The 23126-nt window shown below is 33.7% G+C and carries 22 protein-coding genes; 16 read left to right on the top strand and 6 right to left on the bottom strand.

Annotated elements, in window-relative coordinates; translation table 11 throughout:
* Positions 1-29: 29 nt before the first annotated feature.
* The 5 genes from ACF3NF_RS02535 to ACF3NF_RS02515 are packed head-to-tail and all read left to right on the top strand — an operon-like array spanning position 30 to position 5714.
* Positions 30-632 (top strand): TetR/AcrR family transcriptional regulator, encoded by a 603-nt coding sequence (locus ACF3NF_RS02535; protein ID WP_394023934.1) that lies wholly within the window; start codon positions 30-32, stop codon positions 630-632.
* Between the two features lie 2 nt (positions 633-634).
* Complete coding sequence (locus ACF3NF_RS02530; RefSeq protein WP_394023932.1) at positions 635-1909, top strand: MFS transporter; 1275 nt, start codon at positions 635-637, stop codon at positions 1907-1909.
* Positions 1910-4213 (top strand): ABC transporter permease, encoded by a 2304-nt coding sequence (locus ACF3NF_RS02525; protein WP_394023930.1) that lies wholly within the window; start codon positions 1910-1912, stop codon positions 4211-4213.
* A gap of 2 nt (positions 4214-4215) precedes the next feature.
* Positions 4216-4959 (top strand): ABC transporter ATP-binding protein, encoded by a 744-nt coding sequence (locus tag ACF3NF_RS02520; protein WP_394023928.1) that lies wholly within the window; start codon positions 4216-4218, stop codon positions 4957-4959.
* A gap of 29 nt (positions 4960-4988) precedes the next feature.
* Positions 4989-5714, top strand: a complete 726-nt coding sequence (locus ACF3NF_RS02515) for a copper homeostasis protein CutC (RefSeq protein ID WP_394023926.1) — start codon at positions 4989-4991, stop codon at positions 5712-5714.
* 168 nt (positions 5715-5882) lie between these two features.
* Here the strand turns inward: ACF3NF_RS02515 and ACF3NF_RS02510 are convergent, their stop codons facing one another.
* Positions 5883-6458 carry a xanthine phosphoribosyltransferase gene (locus ACF3NF_RS02510; protein WP_394023924.1) on the bottom strand — a complete coding sequence of 192 codons (576 nt, stop codon included), beginning with the start codon at positions 6456-6458 and terminating at the stop codon, positions 5883-5885.
* 124 nt (positions 6459-6582) lie between these two features.
* Between ACF3NF_RS02510 and ACF3NF_RS02505 the strand changes: the two genes are divergently transcribed.
* Positions 6583-7857 carry a M18 family aminopeptidase gene (locus ACF3NF_RS02505; RefSeq protein WP_394023922.1) on the top strand — a complete coding sequence of 425 codons (1275 nt, stop codon included), beginning with the start codon at positions 6583-6585 and terminating at the stop codon, positions 7855-7857.
* A gap of 11 nt (positions 7858-7868) precedes the next feature.
* Positions 7869-8165 (top strand): MTH1187 family thiamine-binding protein, encoded by a 297-nt coding sequence (locus ACF3NF_RS02500; protein ID WP_394023921.1) that lies wholly within the window; start codon positions 7869-7871, stop codon positions 8163-8165.
* Positions 8166-8202: 37 nt separating this feature from the next.
* Here the strand turns inward: ACF3NF_RS02500 and ACF3NF_RS02495 are convergent, their stop codons facing one another.
* Positions 8203-9522 (bottom strand): NCS2 family permease, encoded by a 1320-nt coding sequence (locus tag ACF3NF_RS02495; protein WP_394023919.1) that lies wholly within the window; start codon positions 9520-9522, stop codon positions 8203-8205.
* Positions 9523-9641: 119 nt separating this feature from the next.
* On the opposite strand from ACF3NF_RS02495, the gene ACF3NF_RS02490 reads away from it, so the two are divergent.
* The 3 genes from ACF3NF_RS02490 (at position 9642) to ACF3NF_RS02480 (ending at position 13138) form a co-directional block, all read left to right on the top strand.
* Positions 9642-10886 carry a hemolysin family protein gene (locus ACF3NF_RS02490; RefSeq protein ID WP_394023917.1) on the top strand — a complete coding sequence of 415 codons (1245 nt, stop codon included), beginning with the start codon at positions 9642-9644 and terminating at the stop codon, positions 10884-10886.
* A 9-nt stretch (positions 10887-10895) separates the two neighbouring features.
* Complete coding sequence (locus ACF3NF_RS02485; RefSeq protein WP_394023915.1) at positions 10896-12545, top strand: putative manganese-dependent inorganic diphosphatase; 1650 nt, start codon at positions 10896-10898, stop codon at positions 12543-12545.
* Between the two features lie 74 nt (positions 12546-12619).
* Positions 12620-13138: an NUDIX hydrolase gene (locus tag ACF3NF_RS02480; RefSeq protein WP_394023913.1), complete on the top strand. Its 519-nt coding sequence runs from the start codon at positions 12620-12622 to the stop codon at positions 13136-13138.
* A 28-nt stretch (positions 13139-13166) separates the two neighbouring features.
* Here the strand turns inward: ACF3NF_RS02480 and ACF3NF_RS02475 are convergent, their stop codons facing one another.
* On the bottom strand, positions 13167-13382 hold the full coding sequence (locus ACF3NF_RS02475) for a DUF1858 domain-containing protein (protein WP_296141652.1): 216 nt from the start codon (positions 13380-13382) through the stop codon (positions 13167-13169).
* Positions 13383-13507: 125 nt separating this feature from the next.
* Between ACF3NF_RS02475 and ACF3NF_RS02470 the strand changes: the two genes are divergently transcribed.
* The 4 genes from ACF3NF_RS02470 to ACF3NF_RS02455 all read left to right on the top strand — a co-directional run bounded on the left by ACF3NF_RS02470 (position 13508) and on the right by ACF3NF_RS02455 (position 17477).
* Positions 13508-13855: a hypothetical protein gene (locus ACF3NF_RS02470; protein WP_394023911.1), complete on the top strand. Its 348-nt coding sequence runs from the start codon at positions 13508-13510 to the stop codon at positions 13853-13855.
* A gap of 55 nt (positions 13856-13910) precedes the next feature.
* Positions 13911-15752, top strand: coding sequence for a molecular chaperone HtpG (gene htpG, locus ACF3NF_RS02465; protein WP_394023909.1), 1842 nt, complete (start codon positions 13911-13913; stop codon positions 15750-15752).
* Between the two features lie 8 nt (positions 15753-15760).
* Positions 15761-17143 (top strand): aminopeptidase, encoded by a 1383-nt coding sequence (locus ACF3NF_RS02460; RefSeq protein ID WP_394023907.1) that lies wholly within the window; start codon positions 15761-15763, stop codon positions 17141-17143.
* Positions 17144-17237: 94 nt separating this feature from the next.
* Positions 17238-17477, top strand: a complete 240-nt coding sequence (locus tag ACF3NF_RS02455; RefSeq protein WP_203127572.1) for a Veg family protein — start codon at positions 17238-17240, stop codon at positions 17475-17477.
* A gap of 33 nt (positions 17478-17510) precedes the next feature.
* On the opposite strand, the gene ACF3NF_RS02450 is transcribed toward ACF3NF_RS02455, so the two are convergent.
* The 3 genes from ACF3NF_RS02450 to ACF3NF_RS02440 are packed head-to-tail and all read right to left on the bottom strand — an operon-like array spanning position 17511 to position 19824.
* Entirely contained in the window at positions 17511-17705 is a 195-nt protein-coding gene (locus ACF3NF_RS02450) for a hypothetical protein (protein ID WP_394023905.1), read from the bottom strand.
* Positions 17706-17714: 9 nt separating this feature from the next.
* Positions 17715-19055 carry an MATE family efflux transporter gene (locus ACF3NF_RS02445; protein ID WP_394023903.1) on the bottom strand — a complete coding sequence of 447 codons (1341 nt, stop codon included), beginning with the start codon at positions 19053-19055 and terminating at the stop codon, positions 17715-17717.
* Positions 19042-19824 carry a pyridoxal kinase gene (locus tag ACF3NF_RS02440; protein WP_394023901.1) on the bottom strand — a complete coding sequence of 261 codons (783 nt, stop codon included), beginning with the start codon at positions 19822-19824 and terminating at the stop codon, positions 19042-19044. The genes ACF3NF_RS02445 and ACF3NF_RS02440 overlap by 14 nt, the downstream gene beginning before the upstream one ends.
* An 81-nt stretch (positions 19825-19905) precedes the next feature.
* On the opposite strand from ACF3NF_RS02440, the gene ACF3NF_RS02435 reads away from it, so the two are divergent.
* Both ACF3NF_RS02435 and ACF3NF_RS02430 read left to right on the top strand, forming a co-directional pair.
* On the top strand, positions 19906-21498 hold the full coding sequence (locus tag ACF3NF_RS02435) for a phospholipase D-like domain-containing protein (protein ID WP_394023899.1): 1593 nt from the start codon (positions 19906-19908) through the stop codon (positions 21496-21498).
* Between the two features lie 89 nt (positions 21499-21587).
* Positions 21588-23093, top strand: a complete 1506-nt coding sequence (locus ACF3NF_RS02430; RefSeq protein ID WP_394023897.1) for a PTS transporter subunit EIIC — start codon at positions 21588-21590, stop codon at positions 23091-23093.
* The last annotated feature ends 33 nt before the right edge of the window (positions 23094-23126 follow it).

The raw sequence follows: 23126 nt of genomic DNA, 5'->3' as shown, positions 1-23126 counted from the left end.
TCGACAACCTGCCGATTAAAGGAGGTATTATGACCAGTAAAAAAGAAGAAATATTAGAAGTTGCTAGAAAAATAATTAACCAGAAGGGATTAGCGGAGACTTCAACCAACGATATAGCCAAGGCCTTGGGGATATCTAGGGGGACACTTTACTATCACTTTAAGTCCAAGGAAGAGATTATAGATGCCCTAGTTTTCCGGTTGTCAGAAAAAATGTATGCTAGGGCAAGACTTGTAAGTCAAAATAAAGACCTAGATCCCCTAAGTAAATTTATAAAGGCAACCAAGGCCCTAAGTGTCAACCTTAATGAAGATGGAGATATAATAGGCCATCTCAACGATCCTAAAAATATTATTCTAAACCAAAAAGTTACAGAGGATATGATTAAAGAAATCCCAGAAATCCTCATGCCAGTTGTAATAGAAGGCAATGATCAAGGTATTTTTTCTGCTAAGTATCCAAGAGAAGCTATAGAACTACTAGTGGCCTATGTCCTCCTAGTTATAGATGCTAGGGATTTAGAGCTTGATAAAGAAGCGAAACTTATCAAAATTCAAAGCCTCCTTTATCATATGGAACTTATCTTGGGCCTAAAATCAGGGGCCTTAACAGCCTACCTAACTAAGGAGTAAGTATGGATATATTTAAAAATAATAAAAAATTTGCTATATTTTTCCTAGCATCGACCCTATCTATCCTAACAAGTGGGATGACTGCCTTTAGTGTGGGAGTTTTTATATTTAAGACTTCTCACTCAGCCTTTATAAAATCTATGATAAGCCTGGTAAGTTTCATACCAACTATCCTTATAGAACCCTTTGCTGGTCTTTTGGCAGATAGGTTTGATAGGAGAAAACTTATGATCATTGGAGATAGCCTATCTATCATAGGTCTTATGATAATTCTTTATGCCATCAAAACCCAGGATGGTAATTATCTTTTGATAGGCCTAGGAAGTTTTGTATCAAGTCTTTTTGCCTCCCTAATAGCTCCAGCATCTAAGGCAACTATATCTGATATCCTCTCCAAAGAAGATTACATATCAGCAGAAGGTCTGCTTCAGATATCAAATGCAGGTAAATTTATTTTATCACCTATCTTAGCAGTTTTTGTTGTAGGTAAGTGGGGGATAGATAAGGTCATATATATAGACACCCTTAGTGTTTTTACAACTATATATGCCCTTGCCTATATATCCAAGGGTCTAAAGCTAACTAAGGCTAAGATAAAAACTTCCTATATTGATGATTTCAAATATGGTTTATCTTCTCTTAGAGATGAAAAAGCAATCTTTATGCTCCTAGCCTTTACCATGGTCCTTACCTTTATGGTTGGACTGATAGAGGAGTTAGCAACTCCCCTTATCCTATCATTTTCTACTGATAAGAATCTATCCATAACCCTGGCTGTTGGAGCCTTGGGCATGGTATTTTCATCAGCCTATCTTGGCTTTAAGGGACTAGGGCGTGATAAGGTAAAGACCCTTTTAATAAGTAGCTTAATTGCAGGCCTTGCCATGGTGGGCTTTGGCCTAAGGGAGAACCTAATCCTTATTAGCATATCTGCCTTTTTATTATTCCTTACCCTGCCAATTTTCAATACCATTTGCAATTACTATATTAGGGTTCTTATAGCCAATGATCTGCAAGGAAGGATTTTTGGACTAATGAGCAGTCTATCTCAAATAGGTTACCTTATAGCCTATGCTAGCAGTGGCTTCATGGCTGAGTATGTATTTGACCCCCTAGTTAAGGAAAGCTTGGGCAAAAATGGAGTGCTTGCTTACATAGTAGGTCCTGGCCAAGGCAGGGGTATAGGTCTTAGCATAATATTTTTTGGATTAGTACTTATAATCTTAAGCCTTATAATAGCACAATCGCCAGCACTTAAAGAAATAAAGGAGACTTAGATGTTAATTAAGATAATAATCAATGACCTAAAAGATAATGGGGTCTTAAATGTAATCCTTACTATATTTATGAGCATGGCTTCATTTTTGCTAGCCATGGTCCTAATAGGATCTGTTTACCTCTACCAGTCAGTTGGTGAATTTACTAAAATAACTAGGGTTCCAGATTTTTTACAGATGCATACTGGCCATATCGACTTAAGACAAATTGATGAATTTAGTAGATCTAATGACCTGGTTTCTTCCTACCAAGTTTTAGATTTTTTGAATATAGAAACTAGTGATATTGTGCTAAATGGAGATCCCCTTAGCTTAAAAACCCAGGATAATGGATTTACTTACCAGAGTGATAAATTTGACTACCTAGTAGATACTAATAACCAGATAGCTTATCCAAAGCGTGGAGAGGTATATGTGCCCCTAGCCTACCTAAGAGATGGGATCATAAAAAAGGGCGATAGCCTTAATGTAGGCAAGGTTAACTTTCTTGTTAAAGGGCCAATCAGGGATGGACAAATGTCATCTATGCTGGCCTCATCCAAAAGATTTCTAATAAATAAGTCAGACTATGAAAAAATCAAAGACCTGGGCAGGGAAGAGTACCTCATAGAGTTTCTACTAAAAGATTATGATAAAATCAATGACTTTCAGACAGCCTATGTAGATAGCTTGCTACCAGCCAATGGTCCTGCTATTAGCTTATCCATTATTAAATTGATAAACTCCTTGGAAATGGGTATTGGCCTTGGGATTATGGTCCTTATGGCAATCCTAATCCTATCGGTGAGTATCCTATGTGTAAAAGTTGCTATGAATTCCAGGATTGAAGATGAATTTAGATTAATAGGCATCCTTAAAGCCATTGGTCTAGCTAAGAAAAAGATTAAAAAAATATATCTTGGCAAATATGCTATCCTAGCCCTTGGAGGAGGTATTTTGGGTTTTATATTGGCTATATTTGCCTCCCAAATTTTTATAGATAAAATAAGCCTCTTATTTGGTATAAAAAACTTTACTAGCTATCCCTATATCCTTGCGGGGATTTTGGACTTTGGACTTATAGGATTTATCATAGCCTACCTATATAGCTATCTTGATAAAATAAATGAGCTTTCAATAGTAGAGGCTATATCTATCGATTGGACAAGGGATTCTGCCAAGAAGACTTATAAGAAACTTAGAGACTCTAAGAGTAATAAGGCAGGTTGGACTCTAGCCATTAACAATATCAAAGAGCATGCTAGAACCTATGGCCAGCTTTTAGTCATAGCAAGCCTATTGGTATTTACTAATATCCTGCCCTTAAATATCTACAACTCAATAAAGTCTGATGACTTTATTAGCTATATGGGCCTAGCCAATGCAGATATACTAGTAGATGTTAAGGATAAAGCAGAAGCTTATAGTTTATATGAAAGCCTAAGCAATAATTCTAGCGTAGATGGTCTATCAATCTATGAGCAGGGAAGGTTAGATATAATAAGTGAAGATGGGTCGGTAAATAAATTGTTGACAAGTACTGGAGATCATAGCAAGTATAGGCCAAGGTATTTTAAGGGGAGACCACCCCAAAAAGAAGATGAAATTGCCCTATCATACCTATATAGCCAAAGTTTAGCTAAGGGGCTTAAAAATGAGCTAACCGTAGCTATGAAGGACGGCAGAAAGACTCTAAGGGTCAGTGGCATCTATTCTGATATAACAAATGGGGGCAAGACTAGTAAGGTTAATTTTTCTTTAGATCAAATAGAAGGCCTAGCAAGTACCCTAATAATAGATGTGGCTGATAAGAATTTAAGTTCTAACCTAGCCAAAGAAATTAGAACAAAGAGCTTAGCATCCAAGGTTTATCTAGTAGAAGATTATAAAAATGAAGTTTTGGGAGATATGATAAATAATACCGGGCTAATAGCAAGGCTAGCCAGTGTCCTATCGCTGGGTCTAATATTACTAATCTTCTACCTCTTTGCAACAATGATAATAAAAAAGGATAGCAAAGAGCTTAGCGCCCTTAAGGCCCTAGGATTTACTAAGGCAAAAATTAAGAAAATATACTATAGCAATATGGCTATATTAGGAATAATAAGCCTTGTAATAGGCTCTGGCTTAGCCTATATTTTAGGTGGAAAGCTTGTAGAGGTAATGCTAAATAATATGGGTATAGCCCAATTTTCTTTAAATATAAGGGCCCTAGATACACTTATTATCCTACCTATACTAACTATAACACTTATACTAGGGGCAACATATATATCAAATAAAGAAATAGATCAAGTAAAAATATCAGATTTTCAAAAGGATTAAATATGACAACAATTATAAGAGCAAGAAACTTAATAAAGTCCTATAAGACTAGGCAGAGTGCTGTAATTCCAGTCAATGATATATCTATCGATATAGCTAGGGGAGAGTTTATATCTATTATGGGTCCATCAGGATCAGGTAAATCAACCCTCCTTTATGCCCTAGCTGGTATCCACAAGCTTGATAGTGGTAGGGTAGAGTTCTTAGGTAAAGACCTAGGCAGTATGGATGAAGAAGACCTAACAGAATTTCGTAGAAGGCACATGGGGCTGATATTCCAATACCCGACCTTTCTACCAACCCTGGATATCTTAGATAATATCCTATTACCATCTTATGAAAGCTTTCCCCGTAAAGACCTCCTAATAAGGGCAAGAGGACTGATGAAAAGGTTGGGGATAGGAGACCTTGAAGAAAGAATGATAGGTGAACTATCTGGAGGGCAACTACAAAGAGCGGCTATAGCAAGGGCTATCCTAGCTAAACCTGAGATCATATTTGCAGATGAACCTACAGGTGCTCTAAATTCTAAGACAAGTAGGGAGGTCCTAGACTTATTTGCTGATCTTAACAAAGAGGGGATGACTATCCTACTAGTAAGTCATGATATTCATGTTGCAGCTCAAAGCAAAAAAGTATTTTTTTTAAAAGATGGAAAGATATTATCAAGCCTTAAGCTAGTAGATTTAAAAGAGTCGGAAAAATATGAGGCTGTCAATAAAAAAATGCTAGAACTTGGCATATAAGTTTGGTGGAAGAAATTGGAGCTAGAAAATTGAAGTTAGAAATATGTGTAGATTCAATCGAATCATATAATAATGCCAAAAGGGCTGGGGCAGATAGGGTAGAACTTTGCTCAGCCCTCTTTGCTGATGGCCTAAGTCCTGATATAGGGCTCGTGGCTTATGCCTGTATGGATGAAAAAATAGAAAAATTTGTAATGCTAAGGCCAAGAGATGGGTCCTTTAGCTATGATGAGGATGAAATAAAGCAGATAGAAAAGGCCATTATAGCCTATAAAAAATATCCTATAAATGGCTTTGTATTTGGGGCTCTTAAGATGGATGGAAGTCTTGATTTAGATTTAATCAAAAAAATAGTAAAAATAGCTTACCCCCTTCCAGTATCCCTCCATAGGGCCTTTGATTATTCAAAAGATGGAGAAAAAGTTATAGACCAACTTATAGATATTGGCATCATTAGAATACTAACTAGTGGCAAAAAAGCCAAGGCCTACGATAGCTTAGATTTACTTAGTGATATAAACCATAAGTATGGCAAAGACATAGAAATTATGGTAGGAAGTGGGGTCAACTCTAAAAATATAGGAGATATTTTTGAGAAAACCAAAATTACTAACTTTCATATGTCAGCTAGAATTAAGGTTAAATCAGGATCTTGCTATAAGTCTGATATGGAGCTAGCAAGTGCTGGTAAATTTATAGCAAGCTATGAAGAAATAAAAAAGAGTAAAGAAATTTTAAATAGGCTAGAAGTATAAGTTATGGGCAATAATTGGTATATAGGCTATGGCCAAGAAGATATGCCTAGCTAGCAATATGAGTCAAAAGATAGAATGGCTAAAGGAATATACGGATCTAGGAAGATATATTTAATCATGGCTATAAAAGAAGGTAGAGCATGGCTGCTCTACCTTTTTTTATCTATCCTAGTCTTCTACAAAAACTATATTATCTTCTTCAAGTTTAGCAATTCTAGCAAGAGAATAAACTTCAACATCCATATCTTCGATTAATTTACGACCATTTGAGAATGATTTTTCAATTACTATTCCACAACCTACTGGGTTTGCACCTGCTTGGCGAATTATTGCAATCATTCCTTTGGCAGCTTGGCCATTTGCAAGGAAGTCATCTATCATTAGGACATTTTCTCCTTCATTGATAAACTCTTTATTTACAATTAATTCATTCATTACCTGTTTTGTAAAAGAAAATACGCTTGAGTGGTAAACGTCTTCGCTTGTTGTTAGAGATTGTTTTTTACGGCCAAAAACACATTTTACTCCAAGCTCACTTGCAGTTGCTAATGCTGGCGCAATACCAGATGATTCTACAGTAAAGACTTTATCTATTTTTCTGTCTTTGAAATGCTCAGCAAATTCTTTGCCCATTTTTGAAATTAATTCTACATCGATTTGTTGGTTTAAAAAAGAATCTACTTTTAATATATCATCACTAAGAACTACACCTTCTTCTAGGATTTTTTCTTTTAATTCTCTCATTCTTACTCCTTATTTAGATTTATGTATAACTTATTATTACTATTATAAGGATAAAATCCCAAATAGTCAAAGACTTCACTTTTCCTTTTATAGATACCCCAATCAACTTGGGTAAAATAATAATATGAACAGTTTAGAATTTAGTAAAGATTTAATAAAATTTATTGATGAGAGTCCCTTAAATTATTTTGCAGTTGCAAATGCGAAAAAAATTTTAACTGCCAATGGTTATAAAGAGCTAAAAGAAAATGAAAAATGGGAGATAGAAGATAAGGGGAAATATTTTGTGACCCGTAATGACACAGCTCTTATTGCCTTTACAGTGGGCGAAGATTTGACAAAAGGTTTTGATATTATTGGATCACACACCGATAGCCCTACCTTTAAGGTGAAATCAAATGCTGAAGTAAATGATAGCGGATATTTAAAAATAAATATTGAACCCTATGGTGGGATGATTTATTCTACTTGGACAGATAGAACCCTATCTCTGGCAGGAAAAGTTTCCTACAAAAAGGATGGAGAAGTTAAAAGTGAATTGGTAAATATCGACAAAGACTTACTAACCATTCCAAATGCAGCCATCCATATGAATAGGGAAGTAAATAAGGGATTTGAACTAAATCCTCAAAACCACCTATATCCAATAATTCAAACCATAGAAGAAAATTTTGAAAAAGGATACTTGGAAAAATTATTGGCAGAAGAAATTGGCATAAATGCTGATGAGATTTTGGATTTTGACTTAGGACTTTACGATAGGCAAAAGGGTGCAATAATAAATAACATGTATCAAATTGGCAGAATCGATAACCTAGGATCAGTCCATGCCTCACTAATGGCTCTTGTGGATGCTGATGCAAGTAAAAATAATGTTTTAGTTTTAAACGACAATGAAGAAATAGGGTCCAGAACACCAACAGGTGCCTTTTCTCCATTTTTAAGAGATACACTAAAAAGACTCTGTGATAAACGTGGGCTTGATGATGAAGATTTTTATATTGCCCTTGCAAATACTTATCTAATATCAGCTGACCAGGCCCATGCCATCCACCCAAATTTTAAGGAATATCATGATCCTACTAATCCAATTAAAATGAATGAGGGATTGGTTATAAAAACTGCAGCAAATGGAGCTTATTCTTCAAACATTGCTTCAAATGCAAGATTAATAGATCTAGCAAATAGCATTGACTGCAAAATCCAAAAATTTCACAATAGAAATGATAAGGCTGGTGGATCTACAATAGGTCCAATTGCATCAACAGGTCTTGGAATAAATTCTATAGATGTTGGTGAGCCAATACTTGCCATGCACTCAATAAGAGAGCTTGGCGGTATAGAAGACCACTATGATGCCTACAAGATTTATAAGGCATTTTATGAAACAGATTTATAAGGAGAATATTTATGGCAATAATGGAAATATGCTTAATACCAATTGGTACAAAGGAAACTTCAGTTAGTAAATATGTAGCGACTGCTAGCAAGGTTTTAGAATCTGAGGGTGTAAAACACAAACTAAATCCTATGGGTACAGTAATTGAAGCAGATGCTGATAAATGTTTTGAAATAGCAAGAAAAATGCAAGAAGAAGTATTTAAAGCTGGATCTGACCGTGTTTACACAGTTATAAAAATGGATGATAGACGCGATGAAAATCACGATATGGAATATAAGGTAAAATCTGTAGAAGAAAAAATGTAAAAAAAGATTGCCATTAATTTTGGCAATCTTTTTTAAATTACATAAATACTGGAATTATATATCTTAATAAAAATACTACTGCAAGTCCATATACTAATGGGCTCACTTCTTTGCCTCTGCCTGTTAGAAGTTTGATACCAGCATAAGAAATCATACCAAATGAGATACCCTCTGCAATAGAATATGTTGCAGGCATCATTAAAATTGTCATAAATGCTGGGAATGCTTCTGTAATGTCTGAGAAATTAATTTCTACAACTGTTGAAAGCATAAATAATCCAACCACTACTAAAGCCGCAGCTGTTGCTTGGGCTGGGATAATTGAAAATAGTGGGAAGAAAAATGCTGCAATTGCAAAACAAATAGCAGTTGAAAGTGTAGTTAATCCAGTTCTTCCACCTTCTGCAACACCAGCAGAGCTTTCTACAAATGTGGTAATTGTCGAAGTTCCAAAAAGGGCTCCAAATGTTGTACCAACTGCATCTGCTAAAAGTGCCTTTGATCCATCAGCTAAGTTTCCATTTTCATCTAGCATTTTTGCTTTTGTAGCAACACCTGTAAGAGTTCCTAGAGTATCGAAAATATCTACAAACAAAAATGAGAAAAGTACTGAAAACATCTCAAAAGAAAAAACTTTTGAAAAGTCTAATTGAAAGGCAATTGGAGCAACAGATGGTGGGCGAGATACAATTGCATTACCATCTGGAAGTGCTGTTACTCCAAGAAATAGTGATACAACTGTAGATGCAAGAATACCCCAAAGTAAGGCACCCTTTACATTTCTAGCTGTAAGAACAACCATAATTACGAGGGCAAAAAAGAATACAAAACCTTCTTTTGATGCAATATTGCCAAGTTCTAGAGAAATATCACCAACTCCGACAATACCAGCATTGATTAAACCAATAAGAGCAATAAATAAACCAATAGCTACTGAAACTGCTTTCTTAAGATTGATAGGAATAGCATTAAATAATGCTTCTCTGATACCTGTAAAGGATAAAATTATAAAAATAAGACCTTCTAAAAATACTGCCGTAAGTGCAAACTGCCAGCTCATACCCATTTGGTTAACTACTGTATATGCAAAAAATGCATTTAATCCCATTCCTGCAGATAAACCAAAAGGCATATTTGCATAAAATGCCATGATTAGCATAGCAACTAATGAAGCTAATATAGTAGCGGTAAATACAGCACCAGCATCCATGCCAGCATCAGAAAGTATAGCAGGGTTAACAGCTAGGATATAGCTCATAGTCATAAAAGTAGTAATACCCGCCATGATTTCTGTTTTTTGGTCTGTACCATGTTCGCGTAATTTAAAAGCACGCTCATTAAACGACTCAAATGCCATTATTTCCTCCTTATTTATAAATGATACAGACCTATTATACACAATTTATTTATTTTTGCGAAAAATCTTTATTTTTATTTTTTCTCAACTATAATAAATATATAACTTATGGAGGATATATGAGTACTAAAAACCTTATACAATTAATTGTCATAATTGTAGGAATTATTTTATCAGCGTTTTTCTCATCGTCGGAAACTGCGCTTACTAGTGTAAATATTTTTAAAATCAGGCAAATGGAAAAAAATGGAGTTGAAAAAGCTCCTTTAGTTAGAAAATTGGTAGATAATATTGGTTCGGTCCTAACTACAATTTTAATTGGAAATAATATTGTAAATATAGTAACAACAACAATTGCAACCATATTTTTTACAGAAGTAATGGGGCCAAAGGGTGCGGTAATTTCACCGATTATCCTAACGATAGTTGTACTTATATTTGGAGAGGTTACTCCAAAAAATATTGCAGCAGCAAATAGCGAAAAATTAGCCCTAAATGTAGCAAGACCTATAAAGCTATTAGACTTCATTTTTAAACCAGTTAACTTTATTTTAGGGAAAATTACGGGTGCTATTACTAAAGTATTTGTTGGAGAAGAAGAAGAGTCAAGTCTGGTTACAGAGGAAGACTTAAAAACTATTGTGGATGTTTCTGAAGAACAAGGGGTTATCAATAACGAAGAAAGTGAAATGATTAACAATGTGTTTGAGTTTGGTAATTCGTATGTTTCTGACATTATGACTGCCAGAACAAATATGGAGGCCATTTCTATCGAATCAGACCAAGAAGAATTAAACGAGATGCTAAAAGAAACAAATCATTCTAGAATACCTGTTTATGGCAAAAATATCGACAATATTTTGGGAATTCTACATATGAAAGATATAGTTTCTGCTATTGCAGATGGTAAAGAATTAAATCTAGAAGAAATAATTCGACCAGCATACTATGTTTATGATAATATGCACATTTTTGACCTTTTTACCAATATGAGATCAGAAAATGTTTCCCTTGCAATTGTAATTGACGAATATGGTGGAACTAGTGGGCTTGTTACAATTGAGGATATAGTTGAGGAATTGGTTGGAGAAATCGATGATGAATACGATAAGGATGAGAAGGATATTTTCAAGCTTACAGAAAATTCTTATCTGGTAAAACCAGCCCTCCACCTAAGCGATTTTAATGATTATTTTAACTTGGAGCTTGAAGAAATAAAAAATGACTCCATTGGTGGCTATGTAATTGATCAATTATCAAGAATTCCTGAGCAGGGAGATTGTGTTGAAATTGAAAATTTAAAAATCACTGTAGATGAAGTAGATAGATATAAGATTGAAATGTTAAAAGTAGAATTTATTTAAGGAGAGATAATGAAAGATACAGTTTATGTAAGTGGGCACAAAAATCCCGATACAGACTCAATTATTTCTGCAATTTGCTATGCAGATTTAAAAAATAGATTGGGGGATGTGGATGCTATTCCAATTAGACTTGGAAAATTAAATCAAGAAACCAAATTTGTCCTAGATTATTTTGGAGTAGAAGCCCCTATTTTAAAAGAGTCTATGATTTTGCAGGTAAGCGATTTAAATATAGATAAGGCTTACGCAATAGATCCGTCAATTCCTGTAAGGGTTGCCTGGGATATTTTCCAAGAAGGTCTTACAAATTCCCTTGCTGTTGTTGATAATGAAGGAAAAATAATTGGTATTGCTTCCCTTTCAAATATTACAAAATCTTATATGGATGTTTGGGATGATAAAATCATAGGCAGAGCTAATACACCTATTGAAAATATTATTGATGTCTTATCAGCAAAAATCTTATCTCTACCAGAAAATCAAAGACCCTTTGATGGTAAGATGACTGTTATGGCCATGAATGATGACAATCAAGAATTTGATAATTATTTTAGCCAGGGTGATATAGTTATAGTTGGTAATCGAATTGATTATATGGAGTATTTAATTACCCGCAAAGTTTCCCTTGTAATTCTAACAAATGGATCAACTATTGATGAAGATTTGATAGATTATGCCAAGGAAAATGATGTTACAATTTTATCTACCGAATATAACACATTTATGACATCACGTTTGCTTCCAATGACCATACCAGTAAGCCATGTAATGACTGAAGATGATTTAGTTTATTTTTCAACCACTGATACCATAGATTTAGTGCGTGAAACAATGGCAAAATCTAGATTTAGATCATATCCAGTAGTTGATGAAAATAAAAAAGTAATTGGTTCTATATCAAGATATCATCTTATTTCATCAAATATGAAAAAATTGATTTTGGTTGACCACAACGAAAAAAACCAATCAATTGATGATATAGACCAGGCAGAAATTATAGAAATTATAGACCATCACAGGGTTGCAAATATATATACAACTGCACCTTTATTTTATAGGGCAGAGCCAGTGGGATCTACTGCTACAATTATTTCTGAAATGTATCTTGAATCTGGTCTTAGACCATCAAAAGAAATTGCAGGTTTGCTTTGTGCAGCAATTATTTCTGATACATTGCTATTTAGGTCACCAACAACCACCGATGTTGACCGCCGCATTTTGGATAGGATGAGTAAGATTGCAGACTTAAACCCAGAAGAGTTTGCTAATAAAATGTTTAAAGCTGGTACAAGTCTTAAAGAAAAATCTCCAACAGACATTGTAGAAGGAGATGTAAAAACTTTCACAATAAATGGGGAAGATGTTAGAGTTGGCCAAGTGATGACCATGAATCCAGAAGAACTAGAACCACTTCGTGATGAGATTACAAAACTCATGCAAGAAAAAATTGAGGCAAAGGGAGAAACAACCTTTGTTTTGGTACTAACAGATATATTTAATGAAACTAGTGAACTTTTGGTAGTGGGAGACCACATAGAAGACATTGAAGAAGAATTTGGCAATAAAGTAAAAAATGGCACCATTTCTGCTCCAGGAGTTCTTAGCCGTAAAAAACAAGTAATTCCAAGACTTACAAATGCATTTATGAAAGCAAATTAAAATCTCCTAGCTTAGGCTAGGATTTTTTAAATTTTAAAGCATATGGGGTAATAATTTAAAAGGAGTGTGAGCTTATGGATGAAATAATGGATTTGTATGATGCAAATAGGCAAAAAACTGAAAAAACTTATATAAGAGGAACAGCCCAACCCAAGGGATTTTATAGGATGGTGGTCCATGTATGCATTTTTAATAGTGAGGGCGAACTTTTAATCCAACAACGTACTTACAATAAAAAAATGCCTGGCCTTTGGGATGTAACTTGCGGTGGAGCAGTATCTACATGTGAATCATCAGCTATCGGAGCCCAAAGAGAATTGTTTGAAGAACTTGGAATAAAGATTGATTTTACAAATATCAGACCAAGCCTAACTGCAAATTTCCCACTAGGATTTGATGATTTTTATGTCCTACATGCGGATATAAATTTGGATGATTTAATCTTGCAAGAAGAAGAAGTAGCAGATGCCAGATGGGAAAATCTTGAAGGAGTCCTTGCCCTAAGAAGGGCCAATAAATTTGTGAACTATAAGGAATCTTTTTTAAGATTTTTGTTTGATTTAAGCCTTGATAATAGATATGTTGAGATATAAAAAAACTCGAAGCTTTTAGCCTCGAGTTTTATTTATTTAATTCCTCAAGTAGGTATTCTGGATCCATGCCGTGTACCATGCATGCTTCATCAAGTGTTTCATATAATGATGATGGACATGATATACAACCCATACCCGCCATAAGGAGTGTATTTATAGTTTCTGGTTTTGCTTGAATAATCTCACCGATTAGCATATCGCGTGTGATTTCAACTTTGCCAGTTGTTTGTTTTGTATCTTCCATATTTATGCCCCCTTTTTCTAATATAATGGTACTTCAAAAACAGTTATTAGCAAGTGGTTTACTAGGGATTATGTTTTTTATTGACAATAAGTATAATAATAGAAAATCGTAGAAAGGTCAATATTATGGATCAAAAAAAGAAATTAACAGATGAAATTTTAAAATTAAGAGAGGAATTAAAGAAAAAAAATGAAATGATAAATAATTTGGGTAAAAGTGTTTCTTTTTTCCAATTATTTGTCATACCTCTTATAGCATCAGCTATTGCCACACTAATTATCAAACAATTTTCACTTACTACTAATCAAAGTGTAGGTTTTTTTATAGTTATATTTATCTTAAGTTTAATTTTTGTAACAATGATAAATAAAAATAAATTAGCTAAGAGAAAAAATGAGCTTATAAAAGAAAGGATGGCCATTCAAAAAGAACTGGTAGCTAAGGGAAAAGAGCTAAGTCAAATTGAAAATTAAAGTCAATTTAGTATAATATTAGCAGTTAGACACGTAGAGTGCTAAGGAGGTAAAATTGAAACAAGAATTTAAAGCTGAAGCCAAAAAAGTCATGGATTTGATGATTAATTCTATTTATACCAACAAGGAGATATTCCTAAGAGAATTAATCTCAAATGCATCCGATGCTTTGGACAAATTATATTACAAAGACTTAAAATCAGACAATGACACTCAAAAAGATGATTATTATATAGAAATTATTCCAAATAAAGAAAATCGTAGCTTGACCATAAAAGATACCGGGATTGGCATGGATGAAGAGGATTTAATAGAAAATCTGGGAACAATTGCCAAGTCTGGCACAGAATCATTTAAAAACTCTGTAGAAAATTCTGATATAAAAGATTTGATAGGGCAATTTGGTGTAGGATTTTATTCTGCGTTTATGGTGGCTGATAAGGTAATTGTAAAAACTAAAAAATATGGGCAAGAAACTGGATACCTTTGGGAAAGTGAGAATGCTGATGGTTTTGAAATAACAGAAACTGATAAAGATGACCAAGGTACAGAAATTACACTTTACCTAAAAGAAAACACAGAAGATGAAAACTATGATGACTTTCTCGACCAATTTAGAATTAGAAATTTAGTAAGCAAATACTCAAACTACATCCGTTATCCAATCAAAATGGAAGTTACAAAAACTAGACTTTCTGAGGATAGCACCGATGAGGATCCAAAATATGAAGATTATAAAGAACTTGATGTTCTAAATTCTGAAACACCAATTTGGAAGAAAAATAAAAGTGAATTATCAGATGAGGACTACATTGGATTTTACCAAGACCAACACTTTGGCTTTGATGAGCCACTTTCATGGCTTCACTTTGCTGCTGAAGGAACAGTTCAATTTAAGGCCCTAATCTACATTCCAAAAAAAGCTCCATTTGATTATTACTCAAAAGATTATCAAAAAGGCCTTCAATTATACACCCACGGTGTAAAAATCATGGACCGCAGCGAAGATTTATTAGATGATGCTTATTCATTTGCAAAAGGTGTGGTAGAAAGTGATGATCTTACCCTAAATATTTCTAGAGAAACCTTACAACAAGACAGGCAATTAAGGGTAATTTCAAAACAAATTAACAAAAAAATCCGTAACCACTTGCTTGATTTAAAAAAAAATGAGCCAGAAAAATACGCTGACTTTTTCAAAGAATTTGGCAATAATATAAAAGTAGCAATTTATGAAGCCTTTGGGTCAAATAAGGAAGATCTACAAGACCTATTGCTCTTCTATTCTAAAAATGAAGATAAATTAATCTCACTTAAAGATTATAAAGAAAAAGCAAAATCAACTGATGAAAATATTCTTTATGCAACAGGAGATTCTATAGAAAAAATCAAAAATTCACCAGCCCTAGCCATAGTCAATGATGATCAGGATGTATTATTACTAGATGAGCCTATAGATGAATTTTTAGTAAAAATGCTAGAAGAATATGATGGACTTAAATTTAAATCTCTTGCTGAAGAAGATGAGAGCGAAGCAAAGGATGAAGATAATAAAGATTTAATTAAAAAACTTTTAGAAAATCTGCCTGAAGACGTTGTCGACATCAAATTTAGAGAAAAAATGGGTGACATTCCTGCTATGATAAAGCAAAGGGGAGATATTTCTATAGAAATGGAAAAGGCCCTTAAAAATAATCCTCAAGGCCCAGCTGTAAAAGCAGAAAAAGTACTAGAAATAAATAAAAATTCTAAGGCCTATGAGCTTTTAGAAAATGCAAAAGATGATGAAAACAAAAGTGAAATTGTAAATCTACTTTTAGACCAAGCAAAATTAATTGAAGGTCTAGAAATAGAAGATCCAGTAGCCTATACTAAAAATATTTGGAAACTTATTTAAGGAAAATTATGGAATATAAGAGAAAAAATGTTTGGTTAAACATTGACCAAAATCAAAAAAATGAACTAGAAGAAATTTCAAAAGACTATATAGATTTTTTAAATATAGCAAAAACTGAAAGACTTGCAACAAATGAGATTATAAAACGTGCTGAGGATGAAGGTTTTGTAAGTCTTGATAAAAAAATCAGCGAAAATTCTCTAAAAGCAGGAGATAAAGTCTATACTGTAAATAAAAACAAGGCAGTCACACTGTTTGTAATTGGTAGTGAAGACTTGGAAAAAGGGATGAGCATCATCGGAGCCCACACTGATTCGCCAAGATTAGATTTAAAACCTGTCCCTCTTTCAGAAGATAATAATATTGCATATTTTAAAACCCATTATTATGGTGGGGTTAAAAAATACCAGTGGACTACAATCCCGTTAGCTCTCCATGGAGTAATTTTTAACAAAAATGGAGAAAAAATTGAGGTTTCTATTGGGGAAAATGATAATGAACCAGTATTTACAATATCAGAATTATTAATCCATCTTTCTAAAAAGCAATTGCAAAAACCAGCTAGCGAAGTAATCGAAGGGGAACAATTAAAGGTAATTGTTGGATCAATTCCACTTACAGATGAAGATGATAATCCTGTTAAGAAAAATATTCTAAGAATTCTTAAGGAAAAATATGGAATTGATGAAGAAGATTTCATAAGTGCAGAATTTGAAGTTGTCCCTGCAATAAAAGCACGTAATGCTGGACTTGATAACTCTATGATAATAGGTCACGGCCAAGATGATAGGGTTTGTGCCTACTCAACCTTAAATGCAATACTTGATTTAGAAAATCCAGTAAAAACTGCAGTAGCCTTATTTGTAGATAAGGAAGAAATTGGATCTCGTGGAGCAACGGCTATGACTTCACAATTTTTTGAAAATGCTGTGCTTGAGCTTTTAAACATCCAAGGAAAGGCAAATTTAATTAGTCTAAAAAGATCCCTTGCAAATTCAAAAGTCCTATCAGCAGATGTAACTCTAGCCTATGACCCAAATTTCAAAGATGTATCAGAAATAGATAACTCAGCCCAATTTGGATGTGGAGTAGCCTTTACAAAATACACTGGTAGCGGTGGAAAGGGTGGATCAAATGATGCAAATGCAGAGTATCTATCAGAAGTAAGAATGGCTTTTGAAAAAGAAAATGTAATATACCAAACAGGCGAACTTGGTGCAGTTGATGCAGGTGGTGGGGGAACCATTGCCTTTATTCTTGCAGAATATGGTATGGATGTAGTTGATTGTGGAACTCCGGTAATTTCTATGCACGCACCAACAGAACTAGTAAGCAAGGCTGATTTATACCAAACAGTACTCGCTTACAAGGCTTTTTATAAAAATATTTGACACAAGATTAGACATTTAGTATAATATTACACTCTTGACTTATATGCTCCTTGAAAGTATAATTGATATTAGCATGTAATGAGAGGATGATTTAATGGAGCAAAGATCAGTAAATGACATCAGACAAGAAGTCAAAAGAAATATCGGCAAAGAAGTTATACTCAAGGCTGATATGGGACGTAAACGTATAAAAACAAAAACAGGTGTCATTGTAAATGCATTTCCTAGCGTCTTTACTGTAAAAGTAAATAACGACTTTGATGTGGAACGTACAGTGTCATATTCATATTCGGATATATTAACATCAACTGTGGAGCTAATCTCTGCAGAATAAAAAAAAAACTGATTGGTTTTACCAATCAGTTTTTTATTTATCTTCTATATTCTCTTCTTCAGCGTCTTCTTGATTTTTATCAGTATCTTGATTTTCATTATTTTCTTTATCAACTTCTATAATAGTAGTGGTAGTTTCGGTAGGATTTACCTCTTCAACCTTCTTTTCACATCCAGTGAGAACACCTAAGACCAAAACAAATCCTAAAAATTTATAAACTCTTCTCATTATTCCCCTCTAAATTTTTAAATCAACCCATTTTCCTTGCTTAAACCTATGTCTTAATCCAATAAACCTACTTGCTTGATCAGTTAAAATTGCTATCCAAATTCCATCTAGGCCTAGTTTTAGCAGATTTACCATAACTAGGGTTGCAACTGATCTAACGATTGTTACAGAAATGATAGCAACAAATAGGGTATATCTTACATCCCCAGCTGACCTTAAAGACCCACCAAAGATTACTTGTAGTATTTGGAAAATTACTATAAAACCAATATATCTAATTATAATATCACTTTTTTCTATAATGCTTGAATCAGTGAAAAATAAGCTAAATATTGCCCTTCCAAATACCATAAATATTATAGAAATCATAATTCCCATTAGTAAACCAATTTGCTGGCAAGCCTTGCCATATTTTATGGCCTCATCTTTTCTGCCAGCACCTAAATTATTACCAGTTAGGGTGATAACTGCAACACTCATCCCATCTCCAAGAGAGAAAGAAAGTGAAAGCAAATTCATACCCACATTATGAACTGCAAAGTAATCAGTACCTAGCCTTGCAGCTGTAAGGGCGGTTATGAAAAATCCTATCCTCATGGACATGATTTCAATAAAAATATTGACAGCTAGATTTAAAATTTCTTTGGCAATGGTCTTGCTTATCCTTATACCACCATAGGCCATTTCTTTTAGGCTTAGGTAGGAATTTCTCTTTGTTAGTGAATAAAAGCACATGATAGTTGAAACTGCAGCACCAATTACCGTTGCAATAGCAGCACCCTTTGTTCCAAGGGCAGGAAAACCCAAATTACCACCAATTAATAAATAGTTGAAAAATATATTTACAATCGATGATACCAGGTTGGTTACAAAGGCGATTCTTGTATTGCCAGAACCCCTGTGTGCTGCATTTATAATCATTGATAGGGAGTTAAAAACTAAACCCAGCATGATTACAATAAAATATTCTTTGGCCATCAGGTGAGTAGTATCATCACTTCCTGCAAAAATTAATATTGGATCTACAAATCTAATCATCAAGATACTTGTAAGGACTACAAATATCATAGAAATTAAAAGTGCAGTTACTAAGGTTTGATTGGCCTTTCTGCGATTATCTTCACCCTGTCGCCTGGCAACAAGGGCTGAAACTGCACTAGATATTGCAAAAAAAGATGTAATTGCCAAAAATTTTGGCTGGGTAGTAAGACCTATGGCAGCAATTGCCTCAGGACCCATGGATGAAATCATAAATGTATCTATGATTCCAGCTAAGGCTATAAAAAAGGATTCAAAAACTGCAGGCCAAGCAATGGCAAGGGCTCTTTTGTAATACTTACTTTCCTGCAAAATCTATCTCCTCATCTAAAAGTTTTAGGTACTCTTCTACAAAAATTTCCATATCATCTGGATGGTCATTTTTTTGCCTAGTTAATATTTCAAAGATTTTATCTGTGGCAAGCTGATTTGCTTTTGTAAAATCCTTGATTTTTAGATAATATTTTATAAAAAGAGCATCCAAAAGGTCACCAGTACCAGCAAAATTATGGTCTATTTTTTTATAATATACTTTATATGGATTTTTATCAATAACCAGATTATAAAATCCATTTTCATCTTCAAGGCTGGTTATTATATATTTTTTGTCATCCTTAGAAAGTTTATCAAAATCATCTAGGCCAAGAAACTCAGCCTCAGTTATATTTGGCATGGTAATATCTGCAATATCTAAAAACTCCTTGTAGATATTTATTTTTTCCTCATCAACTCCCTTATAAAGTTTGTCATTATCTCCCATAATTGGATCAAAAACTATAAGTGGTTTTTTTTCTAAAGTTTCAATGTATGATAAAATAATATTTTTTTGTCTCATATCATTGATATAGCCTAAAAAAATCACATCAAAATTAAAATCCAGTTCTTGCCAAACTTTTAAACTATTTTTTATATAATCACTTGTGTCAAAAATAGCAACTTTTCCCATAGAAAAATTATTTGAAATCAAAGCTGAAGGTAGAAAAAAAACATCATGGCCACTATAAGAAAGGACAGGTTCCATCATATTTCCAGCGATCTTTCCTCGGGATACAAAATCGCTTATCAACAGAATTTTACTCATTATTTACTCCTTATTAATATGATATTAATAATAGGCCTTTTGTCAATTAACTAAAAGTTTAAAATTTGCTATAATAATATTATGAAAGAAGATCGTTTTAATATTATAGAAAAAATTAATAAGAATAAGTATGTTAAAAAGACAAAAAAATCGATTCTTTCCCTTATTTTCTCAAGGGCTGGAGTATTTTTTATCTTAATTATGCTCCAACTTGGGGCTATGGTTTATTTTTACAAGCACTTAGATATAGACCCAACAGTCTTAATCGGAGGAGATACGGTTTTAAGTTTAATTGTAATGCTGATAATTTTAAATATGGATTCTATAATAGAATCCTATAAATTATCCTGGTTTATACTTATTGCCATTTTCCCATCTTTTGCGACCATGGTATTTTTGCTGGCCTATTTTAGTATTGGTTATAAAAAGGAGCAGAAAAAAATCCAAGAAATCGAAAAAATTTCCAGAAAATATCACAACCGCAACATAGATATGATCGATAGCCTAAAAGAAGATGACCGAGAGCTTTACAATATTCAAAATTATTTTTATGACCTGGGTGGATTTGTACTTTACGAAAATACTGCTACAAAATATTATCCAGTTGGTGAAGATATTTTTGAAGACTTGTTAAAATCTATAAAAAATGCCAAAAACTTTATTTTTATAGAAATATTTATAATTAGCTATGGCTATATGTGGGGGACAATCTTAGAAGAATTGGTAAAAAAAGTAGAAGAAGGTGTAGAAGTTAGGTTAATAATTGATGGAACAAATCTATTAACCAGAGTAAAAAGTGATTTTCCTAAAGAAATGGAATCAATGGGCATAAAATGCCGAGTGTTTTCACCAATGATTCCAATCATTTCTACTTATTACAATAATCGTGATCATAGGAAAATATTTGTAATTGACAATGAATATGCCTTTACAGGTGGGATAAATCTTGCAGATGAGTATATAAATGTTTTTGAAAGATTTGGCCACTGGAAGGATTGTGGTATTCGTTTAAAAGGCTCAGCTTGCGAATCTTTTACAATCATGTTTTTACAAATGTGGAATGCCATTGGAGATGATGTGGAAGATTTTACTCCGTATTTGCCAAGAAAAATGGCCATGGATAGTGAGGGACTTGTGATGCCATTTTCAGATAGTCCTATGGATACAGAATACTATGGCAAAAATTCTATAATTACATTTTTAAATAATGCAAAAGAATACGTATATATTATGACCCCTTATCTGATTATAGAAGATGAAATAGTAAATGCCTTTACAAATGCAGCAAAAAGGGGAGTCGATGTCAGAATTTGCCTGCCTCATATACCAGATAAAAAAATTGCCTTTGCCCTTGCAAAAACCCACTACAATACTCTCATAGGCAATGGTGTCAAAATTTATGAATACACACCAGGCTTTGCCCATTCTAAAGTATGGCTAGCAGATGATACTTATGGTTTTGTAGGGACAATAAACCTAGATTATAGGGCTCTTTATTTAAATTTTGAATGTGGAGTTTGGATGAAAGATGCTGCTGCCCTAGTTGAAATCAAAAGCGATTTTGACATATTTTTTAATATTGCTAGCAAAATCACCATGGAAGATGTAGAAAAAATGCCAATAACAACAAAGGCAGTAGGTAAAATTGCCAAACCTTTTGCAACCTTGTTTTAAAAAAGAGTACCTAAAGTACTCTTTTTTTATTTTAAAGATAAGGTTTTCATGTTATAATATTTAATATTATATTTTATAAAGGAGAGTTTATGTTTAAGAAATTTTCAAGGCTTGGCCAAGCATTTATGCTGCCTATAGCAATTTTGCCAGTAGCTGGTCTATTGCTGGGGCTGGGAGCTGCCCTATCAAATGATGCAGCAGTTGCAGCTTTTCCATTTTTAGGAGTTAGTTGGCTTCAAACCATATTTTCAATAATGTCTGCTGCTGGAAATGCTGTGTTTGCCAACCTGCCATTGATATTTGCAATAGGAGTGGCAGTTGGTCTTGCAAATGGTGATAAGGGAACAGCAGGCCTATCTGCAGCCGTTGCCTATTTGGTGTATGCCGGGACGATAGCAGTTTTGCTAGAAATGTTTTCTGCAGAAGATGCAAGCATAGATACCGGAGTACTGGGAGCACTTGTAATTGGCTTGATAGTTACAAGCTTGCATAACAAATATCGTCAAATCCAACTTCCGGAGTTTTTAGGATTTTTTGGAGGCAATAGATTTGTACCTATTATTTCAGCCCTAACTGCAATTTTGATTGGAATTGCATTTTATATTATCTGGCCACCAATCCAAAGTGGTTTAGAACAAGTGGGTGAGTGGATAGCAAATCTTGGCACTATTGGATCATTTTTCTATGGATTCTTTTTAAGATTGACTGGTGCAGTTGGGCTTCACCATACAATTTATCCATTATTTTGGTACACTTCCCTAGGTGGCACTGAAACTGTGGCAGGAGATGTCATTTCTGGGGCACAAAATATATTTTTCGCCCAATTAGCTGATCCAAATCATCTGGGTTTATATACTAGGGGAACAAGATTTTTTGCTGGAAGATTTGCTACTATGATTTTTGGCTTGCCAGCAGCATGCCTTGGTATGTACCATTCAATTCCTAAAGAAAATAGAGCAAAAAATAAGGGATTTTATTTTTCATCTGCCCTAACATCATTTTTAACAGGAATCACAGAACCAATTGAGTTTTCATTTTTATTTTCAGCACCTTGGCTATATGTAATCCATGCGTTTTTAGATGGGGTTTCCTTCTTTGTAGCTGACTTATTAAGTGTAAGAGTAGGAAATACTTTTTCTGGTGGCTTAATTGACTTTATTTTATTTGGTCCTTTGCAAGGCAATGATAAAACTAATTGGATAAGGGTAATACCAGTGGGTATTGTTTGGGCCTTAGTATATTATTTCTTATTTAGAACTTTAGTAAGGAAATTTAAAATTGCTGTGCCAGGTATGAATATTGAAGCAGAAAATTCAAAAGAAAATGTAGTTTCAAATAATAATTCAGATTTAGAAAATATTTCTATCCAAATAATTGATGCCCTTGGTGGTGGAGAAAATATAGAACATGTGACAGCTTGTGCTACAAGACTAAGAGTTACAAGTATAGACAAGGCAAAAGTAGACCAAGATGCCCTTAAAAAACTTGGTGCTACTGCAGTTGTAGAAGTACAAAATGGAATTCAAGCAGTCTTTGGCAACAAGGCAAACATTTATTCCTCAAAAATAAATGAAATTTTAGGCATGGATGATTAAATAATATTAACCATATTCTGTAGAAGAATATGG

The sequence above is a fragment of the Anaerococcus martiniensis genome (assembly GCF_043187485.1).
GTDB classification, from domain to species: Bacteria; Bacillota; Clostridia; order Tissierellales; family Peptoniphilaceae; genus Anaerococcus; species Anaerococcus martiniensis.
This window is presented reverse-complemented; position numbering and strand designations above follow the sequence as displayed.

Bases quoted from the DNA above. Each gene is read 5' to 3' on its own strand.
- ACF3NF_RS02525 (WP_394023930.1), top strand. From the start codon at position 1,910: ATGTTAATTAAGATAATAATCAATGACCTAAAAGATAATGGGGTCTTA.
- ACF3NF_RS02460 (WP_394023907.1), top strand. From the start codon at position 15,761: ATGGAATATAAGAGAAAAAATGTTTGGTTAAACATTGACCAAAATCAA.
- ACF3NF_RS02470 (WP_394023911.1), top strand. From the start codon at position 13,508: ATGGATCAAAAAAAGAAATTAACAGATGAAATTTTAAAATTAAGAGAG.
- ACF3NF_RS02535 (WP_394023934.1), top strand. From the start codon at position 30: ATGACCAGTAAAAAAGAAGAAATATTAGAAGTTGCTAGAAAAATAATT.
- ACF3NF_RS02455 (WP_203127572.1), top strand. From the start codon at position 17,238: ATGGAGCAAAGATCAGTAAATGACATCAGACAAGAAGTCAAAAGAAAT.
- ACF3NF_RS02435 (WP_394023899.1), top strand. From the start codon at position 19,906: ATGAAAGAAGATCGTTTTAATATTATAGAAAAAATTAATAAGAATAAG.
- ACF3NF_RS02440 (WP_394023901.1), bottom strand. From the start codon at position 19,824: ATGAGTAAAATTCTGTTGATAAGCGATTTTGTATCCCGAGGAAAGATC.
- ACF3NF_RS02495 (WP_394023919.1), bottom strand. From the start codon at position 9,522: ATGGCATTTGAGTCGTTTAATGAGCGTGCTTTTAAATTACGCGAACAT.
- ACF3NF_RS02480 (WP_394023913.1), top strand. From the start codon at position 12,620: ATGGATGAAATAATGGATTTGTATGATGCAAATAGGCAAAAAACTGAA.
- ACF3NF_RS02500 (WP_394023921.1), top strand. From the start codon at position 7,869: ATGGCAATAATGGAAATATGCTTAATACCAATTGGTACAAAGGAAACT.
- ACF3NF_RS02520 (WP_394023928.1), top strand. From the start codon at position 4,216: ATGACAACAATTATAAGAGCAAGAAACTTAATAAAGTCCTATAAGACT.
- ACF3NF_RS02475 (WP_296141652.1), bottom strand. From the start codon at position 13,382: ATGGAAGATACAAAACAAACAACTGGCAAAGTTGAAATCACACGCGAT.
- ACF3NF_RS02450 (WP_394023905.1), bottom strand. From the start codon at position 17,705: ATGAGAAGAGTTTATAAATTTTTAGGATTTGTTTTGGTCTTAGGTGTT.
- ACF3NF_RS02430 (WP_394023897.1), top strand. From the start codon at position 21,588: ATGTTTAAGAAATTTTCAAGGCTTGGCCAAGCATTTATGCTGCCTATA.
- ACF3NF_RS02530 (WP_394023932.1), top strand. From the start codon at position 635: ATGGATATATTTAAAAATAATAAAAAATTTGCTATATTTTTCCTAGCA.
- ACF3NF_RS02510 (WP_394023924.1), bottom strand. From the start codon at position 6,458: ATGAGAGAATTAAAAGAAAAAATCCTAGAAGAAGGTGTAGTTCTTAGT.
- ACF3NF_RS02485 (WP_394023915.1), top strand. From the start codon at position 10,896: ATGAAAGATACAGTTTATGTAAGTGGGCACAAAAATCCCGATACAGAC.
- ACF3NF_RS02505 (WP_394023922.1), top strand. From the start codon at position 6,583: ATGAACAGTTTAGAATTTAGTAAAGATTTAATAAAATTTATTGATGAG.
- ACF3NF_RS02490 (WP_394023917.1), top strand. From the start codon at position 9,642: ATGAGTACTAAAAACCTTATACAATTAATTGTCATAATTGTAGGAATT.